At 68.5% G+C, this 15,024-nt stretch carries 9 protein-coding genes; 3 read left to right on the top strand and 6 right to left on the bottom strand.

What is annotated here, in order from left to right; genetic code table 11:
- Positions 1 to 19 precede the first annotated feature (19 nt).
- On the top strand, positions 20 to 2,551 hold the full coding sequence (gene lon, locus HOP12_04220; GenBank protein NOT33359.1) for an endopeptidase La: 2,532 nt from the start codon (positions 20 to 22) through the stop codon (positions 2,549 to 2,551).
- 45 nt (positions 2,552 to 2,596) lie between these two features.
- Here lon and HOP12_04215 read toward each other — a convergent pair whose 3' ends face one another.
- The 6 genes from HOP12_04215 to HOP12_04190 all read right to left on the bottom strand — a co-directional run bounded on the left by HOP12_04215 (position 2,597) and on the right by HOP12_04190 (position 12,285).
- Positions 2,597 to 3,751 (bottom strand): PQQ-binding-like beta-propeller repeat protein, encoded by a 1,155-nt coding sequence (locus HOP12_04215; GenBank protein ID NOT33358.1) that lies wholly within the window; start codon positions 3,749 to 3,751, stop codon positions 2,597 to 2,599.
- Between the two features lie 84 nt (positions 3,752 to 3,835).
- On the bottom strand, positions 3,836 to 4,699 hold the full coding sequence (locus HOP12_04210; protein ID NOT33357.1) for an ornithine cyclodeaminase family protein: 864 nt from the start codon (positions 4,697 to 4,699) through the stop codon (positions 3,836 to 3,838).
- Positions 4,699 to 6,741, bottom strand: a complete 2,043-nt coding sequence (locus tag HOP12_04205; protein NOT33356.1) for a hypothetical protein — start codon at positions 6,739 to 6,741, stop codon at positions 4,699 to 4,701. Before HOP12_04205 ends, HOP12_04210 begins: the two co-directional genes overlap by 1 nt.
- An 18-nt stretch (positions 6,742 to 6,759) precedes the next feature.
- Positions 6,760 to 7,629, bottom strand: coding sequence for a hypothetical protein (locus tag HOP12_04200; protein ID NOT33355.1), 870 nt, complete (start codon positions 7,627 to 7,629; stop codon positions 6,760 to 6,762).
- Complete coding sequence (locus HOP12_04195; GenBank protein NOT33354.1) at positions 7,626 to 9,788, bottom strand: NAD(P)H-binding protein; 2,163 nt, start codon at positions 9,786 to 9,788, stop codon at positions 7,626 to 7,628. Before HOP12_04195 ends, HOP12_04200 begins: the two co-directional genes overlap by 4 nt.
- A gap of 190 nt (positions 9,789 to 9,978) precedes the next feature.
- A complete protein-coding gene (locus HOP12_04190; GenBank protein ID NOT33353.1) occupies positions 9,979 to 12,285 on the bottom strand; it encodes a hypothetical protein in 2,307 nt (768 codons plus the stop codon).
- A 201-nt stretch (positions 12,286 to 12,486) separates the two neighbouring features.
- On the opposite strand from HOP12_04190, the gene HOP12_04185 reads away from it, so the two are divergent.
- Positions 12,487 to 14,445: a hypothetical protein gene (locus HOP12_04185; protein ID NOT33352.1), complete on the top strand. Its 1,959-nt coding sequence runs from the start codon at positions 12,487 to 12,489 to the stop codon at positions 14,443 to 14,445.
- Positions 14,446 to 14,720: 275 nt separating this feature from the next.
- On the top strand, positions 14,721 to 15,024 hold a 304-nt coding region (locus HOP12_04180; protein ID NOT33351.1), incomplete at its 3' end, for a hypothetical protein.

Below are 15,024 nucleotides of genomic sequence, written 5' to 3'. Positions count from 1 at the left end.
ACAGTTCCTCGCGCTGCCGATGCAACCGGGCGCCGGGCCCAGCAGCGTTGCGAATCAGCAGATCGTGATCCCTCGGGTGGTGCCGATCTTGCCCGTGCGCAACACCGTGCTGTTCCCGTTCGCGATCATCCCGCTCAACGTGGGACGGCCGAAGGGCCGCCAGTTGCTGTCCGAAGTCATGAGCGGCGATCGCATCATCGGCGTCTTCGCGCAGCGCGACGCCACTCAGGACGATCCGGCACCCGCCGATCTCTACGAAGTCGGAACGCTCGCGAATGTGCTTCGCATGGTGCGGGTTTCGGACGATCAGGTCTCGGTGCTGCTGCAGGGCATCGCACGGGTGCGCTTCGCCCGACCCGCGGGGCTCGAGCCCTATCTGCGAGCGCACGTCGAACCACTGCGCGAGATCGACGTCGACGACATCGAGGCCCAGGCGCTCACGCAGCAGGTGCTCGAGAACTTCGAGCGGGTCGTGAAGCTCTCGCCACAACTCCCCGATGAGGCGGCGGCCGCGGCGCGCAATCTGAATCCGCCGGCCCGGCTGTCGGACTTCATCGCCTCGCTGTTCGATCTACCCGGCGAGGACAAGCAGGCGCTGCTGGCACTGCTCGACGTGAAGGAAAGGCTCAAAAAGCTCCACACCATCCTCGCCCACCAGGAGAGCGTGCTCGAGGTCGGGCAGCAGATCCAGGATCAGGTGCGCGAGAACATCGATCAGCGCCAGAAGGAGTTCGTGCTGCGCCAGCAGATGGAGGCGATCCAGAAGGAGTTGGGCGACGGCGACGAGACGCAGCGCGCGGTCAAAGAACTGCGTGAGCGCGTCGAACGCTCGGGAATGCCGGCGGAAGTCCGCAAGGAAGCCGATCGCGAACTCGACCGGCTCGCCCGCATGCCCGCGCAGGCGGCCGAGCACACCGTGAGTCGCACCTATCTGGAATGGCTGTGCGACATGCCGTGGGCCGTGACGACCCCCGACAACCTCGATCTCGTTCACGCGCGCCGGGTGCTCGACGAGGATCACTACGGGCTCGGAAAGATCAAAGAGCGGCTGCTCGAGTTCCTCGCGGTGCGCCGTTTCAAGGCCGACGCGCGCACCCCGATCCTGTGCTTCGCGGGCCCCCCCGGCACCGGCAAGACCTCGCTCGGGCGCTCGATCGCACGCGCGCTGGGCCGCAAGTTCGTGCGCCAGTCGCTGGGCGGTGTGCGCGACGAGGCGGAGATTCGCGGCCATCGGCGCACCTACATCGGAGCGCTGCCGGGCCAGATCATCCGCGGCTTGAAGCGCGCCGGAACCCGCAACCCGGTCTTCATGCTCGACGAGATCGACAAGCTCACCGCGGACTACCAGGGCGATCCGTCGAGCGCGTTGCTCGAGGTACTCGATCCGGAACAGAACACCACGTTTCAGGATCACTATCTCGACGTGCCGTTCGACCTGTCCGAGGTGCTGTTCGTGTGCACTGCGAACGTGCTCGACATGATCCCGGCGGCATTGCGCGACCGCATGGAGGTCATCGAGCTGGCGAGCTACATCGATCGTGAGAAGCTCGAGATCGCGCGGCGCTACCTGATTCCGAAGGCGATCCGCGAGAACGGCCTCGAGTCGCTCGAGATCACGATCGAAGACGACGCGATCCTCAAGGTGGTTCGCGACTACACCGGCGAAGCAGGACTTCGCAATCTCGAACGCGAGCTCGCGAACCTGCTGCGCCGCACCGCCAAGCAGGTCGCCGAGGGTGGCGACCCGCCGCGCGTCATCACCCCGGCCCGCGTTCGGGAACTGCTCGGCTCCGAGAAATACGCTCACGAGACCCTCACGCGCATCGAGCGTCCCGGGCAGGCCCTGGGGCTCGCCTGGACGCCGGTCGGCGGCGAGGTGCTCATGATCGAGGCCCAGGTCATGCCGGGCTCGAAGCAGCTGGTGCTGACGGGTCAGCTCGGCGAAGTCATGCGCGAATCCGCACAGGCCGCACTCAGCTTCGTGCGCGCCAACAGCGAACTGCTCGGCATCGTTCCGGACTGGTTCGAGCACACCGATCTGCACGTGCACCTACCGTCCGGCGCGATCCCGAAGGATGGCCCGTCGGCGGGCATCACGATGTGCACGGCGATCGTGAGCCTGCTGACCGATTGCCGGATGCGAACCGGGATCGCCATGACCGGCGAGATCACGCTGCTGGGCCGGGTGCTGCCGATCGGCGGGCTCAAGGAGAAGGTGCTGGGCGCGCATCGTGCCGGACTCAAGACCGTCGTGATCCCGTCCGACAATCAGCGCGATCTCGAAGACGTGCCGGTCGAGGTGCGCACTCAGATGATCTTCGCGCCGGTCGGACGCATCGAGCAGGTGCTCGACCTGGTGCTCGAGAACTTTCCACTCGGCGAGGAAGCGAAGCGCGAACGTGCCGCGAAGTGGTCGGTGCTCCGCGGCCGCGACGCCGGGCAGTCCCGCGCCACCGACGACGGGATGGCCGCACCACCGCTCGAGCTCGAGACCGAGGCGCGTCCCGGCATCTCGACCGAGCGGGTCAGCACCCGGCGCGACCGCAAGTAGCGCCGGAGCGCGGGCGGCCGCGTCACTGCGCGCCGCCCGTTCCGATCACTCGACGCCGGGAATGCGCTCCAGCGCGAAGCCGAAGTCGCGATCCGTGACCGCGAGCCGCGCGCGATCGAGATCGCGCAGCCGCGAGAACGAGCCGCCCGTCACGATCGCTCCATCGCGCACCGCGAGTGTCGCGATCGGGCCATTCGCGTCGGGATTCCAGGTCTCGGCGTAGCCGCTCCGCGCATCGATCGCGGTCGCGTGGCCCCGCGCCTGACCGCCCACGCGACTGAAGCAGCCGCCGGCGTAGACGGTATTGCCGCTGCGCGCGACCGCCATCACGGCGCCGTCGAGGTCGGGGTTCCACAGTTCCGCGAATCCGCTGGTGCGATCGAGCTGCGCCAGGTGACCGCGCGCGCCTCCGCCGATCCGCGTGAAGCAGCCGCCGGCGTAGACGCTCGAGCCGCTGAGCGCGATCGAGAGCACCGGGCCATCGGCCTGCGGGTCCCACAGATCGGCGCGGCCGCTCTCCCGACTCAGCGCGGCCAGGTGCCCGCGTGGCCGACCTCCAATCTCGGTGAAACAGCCGCCCGCGTAGAGCGTGCCGCGATCGAGCGCGAGCGTGAACACGTGGCCGTTCGCGTCCGGGGACCACAGCGTCGGCACACCGCTGCGCGCATCGAGCGCCGCCAGGTGACCGCGTGCACGATCGCCGATCTCGGTGAAGCAGCCCGCCGCATACACGACGTCGCCCTCGGGAAGAATCGCCATGACGGGCGCGTTCGGATGCGGATCCCACAGCTCGACGGTCGCGGTGCGCGCGTCGAGTGCCGCAAGATGCGCCCGCGGCTGTCCATTGATGAGGCGAAACGCGCCGCCGACGAACAGGCGCCCGCCGCTCAGCTGCAGCGCGTGAACGGGGCCGTCGGTATCGGCGTTCCACAAGTCGACCGACCGATCGGCGAGCACGTGAGCGAGATTGTGGCGCGGCACTCCGCCGACTTCGCGGAAGCGACCGCCGATGAACCAGCCACCGGCGCCGTCCGAGACCACCGCGTGGACCGCGCCATCGACCGGGGCCAGGAGCATCGCCACGGCCGCGTCCTGCGCGTGAGCGTTTTCGACGGGGATCGAGGCGAGCGCGCCGGCCAGCGCGAGCGTCCAGCCGTTCCAAAGCGTGCGGGCGAGTCGGGAAAACCGTTCACGATGCATGGTCGCCTCCGAGGCGGACCGCGCGCACCGGACGGAGGCGCGCACCGTCCGGGTTGGTGCCGAGCAGGTTCTCGAGCGCCTCGATTATCCGCGCGAAGCGCGCTGCGGCTCAAGCGCCAAGTCGCGCTTTCCGCCGATTTCGAGCACGATACCGATCGCGCGCTCGGCGGCGAGTGTCGCCACATACTGCGGGGCCGCGAGGTCTTCGACCGCGAGCCCCAGCGACTTGAACGCGGTCAGATCCTCCGGCCGCTCGCGAGCGGGCGCGGTGCCCTCGAGCACCTCTCCCAACTCCCCGATCAGATGCGCGTCGGTCACCCGACCCTCCGAGCGCGGAATCAGGAAGTCCCCCGCTTCGGCGAACAACGATTCGCGCCGATCGGCGTAGAGGCGTGCGGCCGCGATCGTGTCGCTGTCGACCTCTCGTGCGGCCGCGGCGAAGCGCGCGGCGTTACGCGGATCGCGACTGAACACGCGCACCCGCCGCAATGAGCGAACCGCGGCCATCGCGTCGAGGTGTGAAGCGGCCTGAACACCGCTGCCGAGGATCGCCAGATCTCCGGCGTTCGCATTCGCGAGCGCCCGCGTCGCGACACCCGACACCGCGGCGGTACGAATCGCCGTGATCGAGCTCGCATCGAGGATCGCGACCAGCGACCCGTGCACGGCTTCGAACAGCAGCACCACGCCCTGATGCGAGTCGAACGCCGAGCCCTGGTTACCCGGGAACACGGTGATCGCCTTGAGGCCGATCGCGTCGGGCGGGTTCAGGTGCGAAGGCATCGAGGCCAGCACGCCACACCCGTCCGGCAGCCGCAGAATGGTGCGAAGCGGCAGCACCGCGCCACCTCGTGCCACGGTCCGAAGCGTCGCATCCATCAGCTCGATGCAGGCGCGCATGTCGAGCAGCGCGTGCACTTGCGACTCGTCGACGATGCGGACTGCCATCACTCCTCCTCGAAGCCGTACCAGCGATAGAGGCGGATCTCGTCGTTCTGGAACTGAGTCGACCAGTCAGGATCTTGTTCGAAGAGTTCCCACACCCACTCGGGGGTCTCGGCAAGCCGCACGATCATCACGACCGGCGCCTTGAACGCCGACAGGTAGTCGCGTTGCGCAGGCGTCAGCTCGACGCCCGAGAACAGGGCATCCACGATGCCGCGTCTCACCATGAACTCCTCGCGGATCATCGCGACCGCCGGCGGCAGCACCTCGGATTCGGTCGCGTCGCCCGGCCGGGTCGCGGGCCGACCCGGTTCTCGCCCCCACGCCGCACCTCCGAAGTGATTGCCCAGGTAGACATCGAGCGAACCGCAGAACACGCGCCGCTCGGCGAGCACCGTGCTGGGCTCGTTCACCGAGGCGCGGCGGCTCTCGATCACGATGGTCTCGAGCGGGTAGTTCTCGCGCAGCTTGCGATCGGCAGCCGCCTCACCGGGAGTCTCCAGTGGCAGGTTGGCGACGCCGGGCGCATAGCCGCGCACCAGCGCACCAGGCGAGCGCGACTCGCGCATCACGCCGAGCGTGTAGAGCAGCGAGGTCGGCACGCACAACGCGAGCGCCACCGCCGCGACCGTCCAGCCGGGCAGCCGCAGGCGCCTCACCAGTTCCCGCAAGCCGCATGCGAACAGCGGCGCGAGCAGCACCCAGGCGAGAAATGGAATCTTCTGACTGTTCTTCTCGGGCAGCATCAGCCCGACCGCCATGAACGCCGCCACACTCGCCGCCACCAGTGCCACACGGCCGGCGGACCCCGCGCGCCACGCGAGCGGGAGCGCGAAGGGAAGCAGCAACCACCAGGGCCCCACCCCGAGTGCCATCGCCCACAGGTTCGGAACGAACGGCGCGAGCCGCACGGGCGTCATGGTGCCGGGCGGCGAGCAGGCGCGCACGTACGGATAAGCGAGCACCATCGCCGCGCCGAGCACCACCAGCAGCGCGAGTGGAGCGACGCGCATGCGCCCGATCGAGGTCGCAGCAGCGGCCACGAGCCCCGCGCCGACTGCCAGCAGCGCCAGCGCTCCGAATGCAGGATGGAAGGCGAGCAGCGTCGCGGCCACGCCGAGCACCAGCAGGCCGCTCGTGAATCCGGGCCGAGCGAGTGCGGCCATCACGGAGGCGAGAAGCGCCAGCGACACAGCGATCGCCGGAGTGAGCGCGGTGCCGGTCCACAGCCGATTGAGGATCGAGGAATTCACGGGGTGAAAGCCCACCACCAGCGACTGCATGGCGCCATTGGTTCCAGCCAGCTCACGCCACGCAGGGCCGAGCGCCTGGGTCTCTCCGACGAAGGCTCGCACGAACCACAGCGGACCGCCGATCGGATTGAGTCCGAACACGACCACCAGTCCGGCGAGCAGCGCCACACCGACCGTGACGCGACCCTCACCCGCCAGACGCGCTCCCACGCGGGCGCCCGCGAACACCAGCAGCGCCGCGCTCCACGCATTGAGCATCGCCTGCGGGTGGAACGGCGAGACGCGTGCCGCCTCCGCGAGTGTGGCGACCAGCCCATGGAAGAACCACGGGTAGTAGAGCGGGATCCCGGCGAAATTCGGATCGGTCGGCGGCAGACCGCGTCGCGCGATTTCGATCGCGACACCGGCGTGGAACCACGCGTCGCTCCACATCCTCACGTACGGAATCACGAGCGCCGGCAGCGCGATCAGCGCCGCGACCGCGAGCGCCGCCGCTACCACCGCTCTCAGCGGGAACGGCTCCGGGGCCCGGTCCGGTGCGCGGGCCGGCGTCGGCCACATCGCGAGCACCAGTGCCACGAATGAAACGAGCCAGAACGATGCGCCGAGCGGCACACCGACGGCATACAACCCGAGCGTCGGCAGCCCGAGTGCGAGCGGCGCGATCGCGGTGGCCGCCAGCCAGCGATCGGGCTTCGGAAGCGCGTCACCGAGATGCCGGGCGATCGCGAGCGCCGGCAGCGCGAGTGCCGCGGGAATCGCGAATGCCGCGCGCAGGTCCTCGCCGGTCATCACGGCGCTCGCAACGCCCTAGCCGCGCAGGGCGCGCAGCTCGGTCGCGAGATCCTCGAGGTCCACGAAGTCGGCGACCACACCCTGTGCGCCGTGCGAGCGCGCGTAGTGAGCGCCGTCCAGCAATGCGACCTCGCCGCCCGCTCGCAGCTCTTTCGCGAGCACCGGCACCGGGCTGTTCGCCAGTTCCGCCAGCACTTCCTCGCGCGACGGCTTCATCAGCAGGCCACGCGGATTGACCGGCCCGATCACGAAGTCCGGGCGCACTCCCCACTCGCGCAGCGCCTTCAACAGGTGTCCGAGGTTGTGGGTCTCGAAGCCCGCGAGCCCGCCGAAGCGGCCGCGCACGAAGCGGCTCACATGCTCGAAGAAGTTGCGATGACGCCCGGCCAGCGCGAGGTCGGTGATCGGCGCCGCCACCACCACCCCGTGCAGGCGCGGGATGCCGAGCGAGGCGGCTTCCAGTTCGAGCAGCACCGGCACCATCGCGGCGAAGTCGCTCTTGACGACGCCGAACGCGTGGGTGAGCCCGGTGAGACCGAGCCGCACCAGCGTCGCCGGTCCGGCACGTTTGACGCGCTTCATCGCCGCACCCACCAGCCCGACGTCGCTCATGTCGCGCACGTAGTCGGGAACGTTCGGGAGCAGCGCGATCACCGGCAACGGTTGCTTCAGTTCGGCCAACGCACCTCGCACCTGCTGCGTCGGCGACAGCAGGATCGCGTCCGCCCCGCTCGAGATCGCCTTGGAGAGCGTCACCGCGAGCGACTCGGGCTCGTGATAGCGCGCCGCCACTTCGAGCGTGCGATCGCGGCTCGCGCGCGACACTCCGAGCAGCGATTCACCCGACAACAGTACGCGCGGGACCTCCCGCGTCGGCGCGCTCACGACGAGACCTTCACGCGCTCGCCGCTCTGATCGGCCGAGCGGTAGAGCGCATCCATGACGCGCTGCACGCGCAGCGCCGAGTCCACCGTGGTGGGCGGCGCAACCCCGCCGGTCGCCCAGGCGAGGAACGCGGCGTCTTCCAGGTAGTAGCCCTCGCCGTTCACGTCGTATCGCGCCGGTTGTGGCAGGTCGGCGGGACGCAGACGCGAGTAACCGGCGGGCCAGCCGCCCGCGGCCTGTGCGAGGTCGAGTTCGAGCGCATCGTTCGAGACCAGCAGCTTTCCGTTCTCGCCTTCGATTTCGATCACCACCGCCGAGAGCGGATAGCCCGGAACGCTCCACGACGAGTCGAAGCCGACCTCGGCCCCGCTCGCGAGCGTCATCATGCCGTGCAGCTCGTCTTCGACCTCGCCGTAAAGCCGACTCGCGTTCGCGCGCACCTCGACCGGCGTGCCGAGGTACCACTCGAGCAGGAACAGCAGGTGCGACGAGATGTTCGCCACCACGCCGCCGCCCGAGCGCGACTTCTCGTACATCCAGCCCTTGCGTGGCCCGAACACCTGCGAGAGGTACATCGATGAGCGCGCCTGCCGGACCGCACCGAGCGCGCCAGTCGCGAGCGCGTGCTGACCGGCTGCGAAGACCGGCAGATAGGCGAGCGTGAAGCCGCAACCGACCGGGCGGCGCTTCTCCGCCGCCAGCTCGGCGAGCTTCTCCCCTTCTTCGAGCGTATGCGCGAGCGGCTTCTCGACGAACACCGCGCAGCCGCCCTCGAGCGCCAGCCGCGAGACCGCGAGGTGCGAGTTCTGGGGCGTGCACACGAAGATCGCGTCCGGCGCGGCGCGATCGATCAGGGCGTCGACGCTCTTGAAGTAGGGCGCGCGGTGTCCCATGCCCTGCAGGCTCTTGGCGAGGCCCGGGTGATGATCGACCAGTCCCACCACCTCGCAGTCGGGAATCATCGAGAGCACGGTCGTGTGGGCGACTCCCATCTTTCCGAGCCCTACCACGCCGACTCGCACCTTGCGCAACGGTCGGGGCGAGTTGCGCAGCATTTCCGGCAACGGTACCGACCCCGGCGAAGTCGGGCGTTCCTGCATCGCGACCGCACCCAGCTCGACACCGCTCGGCGACATCGAGGGCGGCGAGGCCATGCCGGACCCGGGCGACAGCGAAGTGCCGGACAGGGGAACCCTGGGCGGCGGCGCGGCCGCATAGGCGTTCGCAAGATTCGCGGCGACCGCGGCGCCGGCGCTCGAACGCGGATCGTCGTTGCGACGCAGGCCTTCCTCGAGGCGGATCCACGGGAGCTTGAAATCGCGCCGCAGCGGCTCGCGATCGACGCGCGCCGGCGAGATCATGCCCAGCACGTTGTCGACCGAGACCGGCGGCCGTTTGGAGATCATTCCGAGCACCGACGCCATCAGGAGCGCGAGCGGCCCCGGAAGGTGGACGACCGGCTTCTGGACTCCGAGCGAGCGCGAGACCAGCGCCAGGAAGTCGTTGAACGTGACGCGTTCGGGGCCCAGCAGGTCGTAGGACTTGCCGATCACGTCCGCGCGCGTGACGCACTGTTCGATCACGGCGTTCACGTCCTCGACGTGGACCGGATCCAGTTCGATCTTTCCGTCGCCGATCACCGGCACCACCGGCAGCTTCTTCAAGTAGGCCGAAAGCGTCGCGAACAGGCCGATGTCGGAGGAACCGTAGACCAGCGACGGCCGGACCGTGACCCACTCGAGGCCCGAGGCCGCGACCAGTCGCTCGCCCTCGAGTTTCGTTCTGCCGTAGGGACCCATGCGCTCGCGGGTCGCCGAGATGGTCGAGACGAACACGAACCGACGCACCCCGGCGGTCTTCGCCGCCTCGAGCAGGGCACGCGTGCCGTCCACATTGATGCGCTGCACCAGCGCGGCGTCCGCCACGCCGGTCGCGCACGCCAGGTGGACGATCGCATCCATTCCGGCCACCGCCCGAGCGAGCGACGGCACGTCGGACAGATCGCCCTGCAGGTATTCGGCTCCACCCGCGCGGGTGTCGCCCGGAGCTGCGACCGGCACGCGCCGAACCAGCGCTCGCACCGCGTGGCCGGAGACGAGCAGCCGACGGACGAGCGGCTGCCCGATGAAGCCCGAGGCGCCGGTGACCAGAATCTTCATGAGTGAGTGCGGTCGATCCTGTGGGGTGGAACGGCCAGCGTGAGATCGCGCGGTTGGCCGCGGCGATCGCGCACGCCCGCGGGGGCGGGCCGCACGCAAAAAAGAGGGGCGTAGTGTAGCGGCCCACGCGGTGTGGTTCAACGCGGGCACTCGAGCAGCGCCACGCGCGCCTCGCGCCGCGGACGCGCCGTCAGCGAACGATCGCGACCTTGCGCACGAGTCGGCGCGAATCGGCTTCCAGACGAAGCCAGTAGAGACCCGGCGGCACTCGGCGTCCCCGCAGGTCGGCTCCGCTCCAGTCGACGTGGTGCGTTCCCGCGTTCGCGACGCCATCGAACAGCGTGCAGACGCGGCGTCCCCCGAGGTCGAACAGATCGAGTCGAGCGATCGTGCTCCGTGTCACGGAGAATTCGAATCGGGCCGGCGTCGCCAGCGGATTGGGGTGAACCTGAGCGAGTGCGAGAACCGGGGGTCGCCCCGGATTGACCGCCACCACCGAGTTCTCGCGCAGCGTCACCGGCACCATCAAGCTTGGCGCGCTCGCGGAGTTCGTCGTCAGCGTGATGGTGCGGACGACCGGGGTGCTGCACTCCGCGCCGACGACCTGATACGTGAAGTCGAGCGTGCGCGAGCCGCCGGCCGGAATGCTCAACGACGCAGGCGCGAAGTCACCGAGCGTCGTGGAGTTGGCGACCACGCCGAGGATGCTCGCCACCGAATTCGACGAATTCGTGATCTCGATCGTCCCGGTGTGCAGCGCCGGGCAACCGGAGGTCGAGAAGTCGAACGAGCTGCCGGACGAAATCCAGAGCCCCGATCCGGGCGAGAACGCCAGCGCACCGATGCCGCTTCCGGCACTTCCCGCGCCTCGGGCGGCCGACTGCGGGCCGGGAGCGGGATTGAAATTCGCGGACGGCAGGCTGTCGCCCAGCGTGCCTCCGAACGCGAATTGCGCGCTGCCGTAGACCGAACTCGAGTCTCCTGCAACGTTCGAACAGGCCGAGTGAAGTTCACTTCCCGCTCCGACGCCCGAACAGTGCTTCGAGGCGCCCTGCCACAGCAGCGACCGGTCTCCCGGCACATCGCCGTAGGTGTAGTTCGAGAACAGATTGTGATCCGAGTCGAAGTGCTCACAGGTGAACGGCTCTTCGGGGTAGACGAGCGCCGCCCGCGCGCCGTCGATCGTGACCGAACCGTCGGAGGTCGGGGGATGCGGACACGGCCAGTTCGAACGCACCGGATCGGCCGCGGCGACGATGTTGTTCGTGAAACGGATGCGCGAAGCCGACTCCCACTGGTCGAGCGGGTGAAAGACCACGATTCCGCCCGCGCCGTTCGACGAGTCTCCATGAACTCCCACGAACGTGTTGTGGTCGAATCGATTCTCGCCCACCACCGAGTCGCCCTCGGCCTTCATCGCGACGCCCGACTGACTCACCACGGTGGTGTACGTCATCGAAGCGAAACGAATGCCCGAGTGCCACTCGAGTGCTCCGCGCTCGAAGTGGACGTAGCACGAGTCGATCGTCCAGTTGCGCACGTTCGGTGAGCCTTCGGCGATGTTGCCACCCTGGGTCAGCCACACACTGCTCGCGCGCGGCCCGGTGAATCGCAGCGTGTCCGCGTTCCAGACGTGGTTCTCGCTGCCGTCGCGAACCTTGTAGACCAGCGAGTACTCACTCGAGTTGTCGTTGATGATCTGCCAGCGGTTGTACTGCTTGACCATGTTGAGGGTCCAGTAGTGCGTGACGGCGGGCATCTCTCCGGCGATCGACGTGATTCTCAGCGTGATGTCGTTGCGTTCGAACAGGGTGGAGTCGCAGAACGAGTGGGTGTTCGAGGCGATGCCGGCCTTCCCGGTGTGGATGATGCCGCGCCGCTCGGTGAGCCCGGAGCCGAGATCGATCGTGCACGCGACGATCCTGGTGCCGACGGTGCGGATTCCCTGCCCGGCCGCTCCGATCGCGAGGTCGTCGTCGAACTTGCTGCCGAGGATCGTGCTGCGAAGAATGGTGAAGTAGTCGCCGTCGATCGAGAGCGAGTGGATCAGGCGGCAGTCGCGAATCGAGTCCGAGAACGCGGTCGAGTCGACCTGCAGGCGCGATGCGAAGGTGAGCCCGATGAACGTCACGTGAGACGTCACGAGCGAACCACCGTCGATCACGGTCGTCGAGGGATCGGCGAGGTTCGTGCCCACGACGATCAGCCGCCGCCCGTCGGCCGGGGTGAACGCGGGTGACTGCCATCCACTGCCCGTCGACACGTTGCCGAGCACGTGAATGTAGATGTCACCGTTCGCGGCGTTCGGCGGCGACACCTGATCGAACGCGTGCTCCAGCGTCGCCCACGCGCTCACGAACGAGGTGCCGGAGTTGGCGTCGTTTCCGAGCGGGAACGGCTTGACGTAGTAATGGAGATCCGCCGCCGCGGGCGTGACCGCAGCGACGAGCAACATCGCCGCCGCAAGCACCGTAGCGGGCGGTAGGAATCGGGGCATCAAGAGCTACTTTCGCAGTGACGTCCGTGCCCACGGTGGTCTCGCACCCGCATCCGCTGCCGAGTTGCACACGGGGTGACTTGGCAGTGTGGGCCATTGGAGGGTCAGAATCCAGCAATTCAGACCATCATTTCGACGATTTGATCCCATCTCGTGGCGCAAATCACAGTCGCCATCCGCCTCAGCGATCTGGAGCCGACCATGCGATCGTGTTTCATCCGCCTCGGTAACGTGAGGAACCTGAGTCGCGCCCGCCCGCGGATCGGCGCTGCGCTGCTGGCCGGCGCAATGCTTGCCACCTTGCCGTTCGAGGGCCACGCGAGCGAGGGCCGGCCGCCACTGTTCGAGCGCGTCGTGCACGCGCTCGAGTCGCGCTACTACGACAAGTCATTTCGCGAGACCCGGCTGCTCCAGCTCGCCGACTCGCTGCGCCCCGCAGCGCGCGCCGCGCACTCGCCTGCCGAGGAGCGCGCGGTCATCTGGTCGCTGCTTTCGCAGGTTCCCGCCACTCATCTCGCGATCATCTCGCAGCGCACCTATCGACGCTGGTTTGCCGAACTCGGCAACGAGCTGGTGGCAACGGTCGGGATGGAGCTGATCGAGATCGAGGGCCGCTACTACGCCTGGAACGTGCTCGAGGGCGGTCCCGCCGAACACGCCGGGGTGCGGCGCTGGGACCCGGTGCTCGAACTCGACGGCGTCGCGGTGGCGAACAGCCCGCGGCTCGACTGGCGCACCGACGACGCCGCGCTCGGCGACCGGCTCGATCCTCCGATCCACGCGCTCATCACCCCGATCGGGGAAACCGTGCGGCTCTCGCTCGCAGGCGGAAGGTCGGTCGAAATCGTGGCGGCGCCCTACTCGACGCGACTGGCGGCCGCCGCCAGTGCGCACGTGGTGAGGCAGGGCGGGCAACGAGTCGGGTATTTTCACCTGTGGTACGTGCATCTGCAGGGCGTCGACGCGATGCTCGAAGAGGCGCTGTCGGGTCCGCTGCGTGACGCCGACGCTCTGGTGCTTGACCTGCGCGGTCGCGGCGGCAATGCGTTTATGATCCCGCGACTGCTCGCGGTGCTCGACGGCTCCACCTCGGGCTGGCAGGGACCAATCGTGGCGTTGATCGACCGGCAGTCGCGGAGTGCCAAAGACGTCATCGCCTACGAACTCAAGCAGCGGGGCCTCGCACGACTGGTGGGCGAGAACTCCGCGGGTGCGGTGATCCCGGCCACTTTCGAAGAACTGGGCGACAGCACGGTTCTGATGTATCCGGCCTTCGAGCTGCCGACCTACACGCGCATCCTCGAGCTGAAAGGCGGCGTGTCGCCCGACGTGCGTGTCGACCGAGGGAGTCCCGGTGCTCCGGGTCGCGATCCGATTCTGGACGCCGGCATCGCCGAGGCTTCGCGGCTCGCGAGCGCCCACCGCCGCAGCGGGCGAGCCACGCGAGTCACTCCCGCTCGATCGAGCGAGGCCAACGGCGGCTCACCTGCGGCGGGCTCGATCGCGAGCCACGGCGAGCTCCCGGGCCCCGATGAGCTGCGAACCCGGATTGCCTCCGCCTACGGCGCGGTCGAGTCGGCGCGGCCCAATGGCGTCACACAGCGGGGGCGCGTCGACATTCCGGGAACGCCCTACGCGGGAGCGTACGAATCGGCGCTCGCGTCGGATGGCCGCTTTCGAGTGAGCTTCACGCTCGGCGACCTTCGCGTGGCTCAGGGCTTCGACGGCGACTCGGCGTGGACGCTCGAGCCGGGGTCGCCGCGGCGCACCCTCGAACCCGAGATGGTGGCGAACACGCAATTTTCGAGCGCCTTGCTCGGCATGCTGCCACTCGAGCCCTACACGAAGCGGTTGGTCCCGGATTCACTCGCGATGTTCGACGGCGCGCCCTGCATTCGTGCGCACGGCCTCGATGCGCACGGCACCGAGTGGCAGGCCTGGTTCGAAGCCGATACCGGCCGCTTGCGCGGCACGCGCACGCGAGTTCCCACTCCGGTGGGCCGCTTGTGGGTGGTGACGACGTATCGCGGCTATCAGGAATTCGACGGAGTGTGGCTGCCCACCGAGGTGCTTGCCGACTCCGGCATGCAGCAGCAGCGCATTCGCGTCGACGAGACGCGCTTCGAGGTGGCTGCCGGCACACGCTTCGACGCGCCGTAGCCTTCGGGCTTCACGAGACTTCTTCAGCCGGTGCGGCAGCGCGATGCCGATTTCGCTTGACGACTTTCGGGCGCGACATCGCCGCGACGCACGACTGGCCTGCTGATCTCGCTCCAGCGCTCTCCACGTGCGCGGAGCTGCGCCGAACTCGTGAGACGTTGAAATGTTTTCGCGCGGCTCGCCGCGAGGCGCCACGCCGGCCTGCAATTGCGCCGCGAACACGAATGATATGAAGAGCCCTGCCCCCGCGACTCTCACAGCCGCGGAGATCCGTCATGCCTTCCTACTCGCTTTCGCACCTCTCCGACCGGGTGCTGCTGCGCGATCTCGCCTCGCTCGTCGCCACTGATCGCACTACGACTGCCTCGCTGCTCGCGCACCTTGCCGAAGTCGAGGCGCGCCAGCTCTACCGGCCCGCTGCGTACTCCTCGATGCTCGCCTACTGTGTGGGTGAGCTGCGGCTGTCCGAGCACGAGGCATTCAATCGCATCCACGCCGCTCGAACGGCCCGGGAGTACCCGGTCCTGTTCGCCGCGATCGCCGACGGGCGTTTGAACCTCACCGCCGTGCGGATGCTCA

The organism is Candidatus Eisenbacteria bacterium (assembly GCA_013140805.1).
GTDB lineage: Bacteria > Eisenbacteria > RBG-16-71-46 > RBG-16-71-46 > RBG-16-71-46 > JABFRW01.
This window is presented reverse-complemented; position numbering and strand designations above follow the sequence as displayed.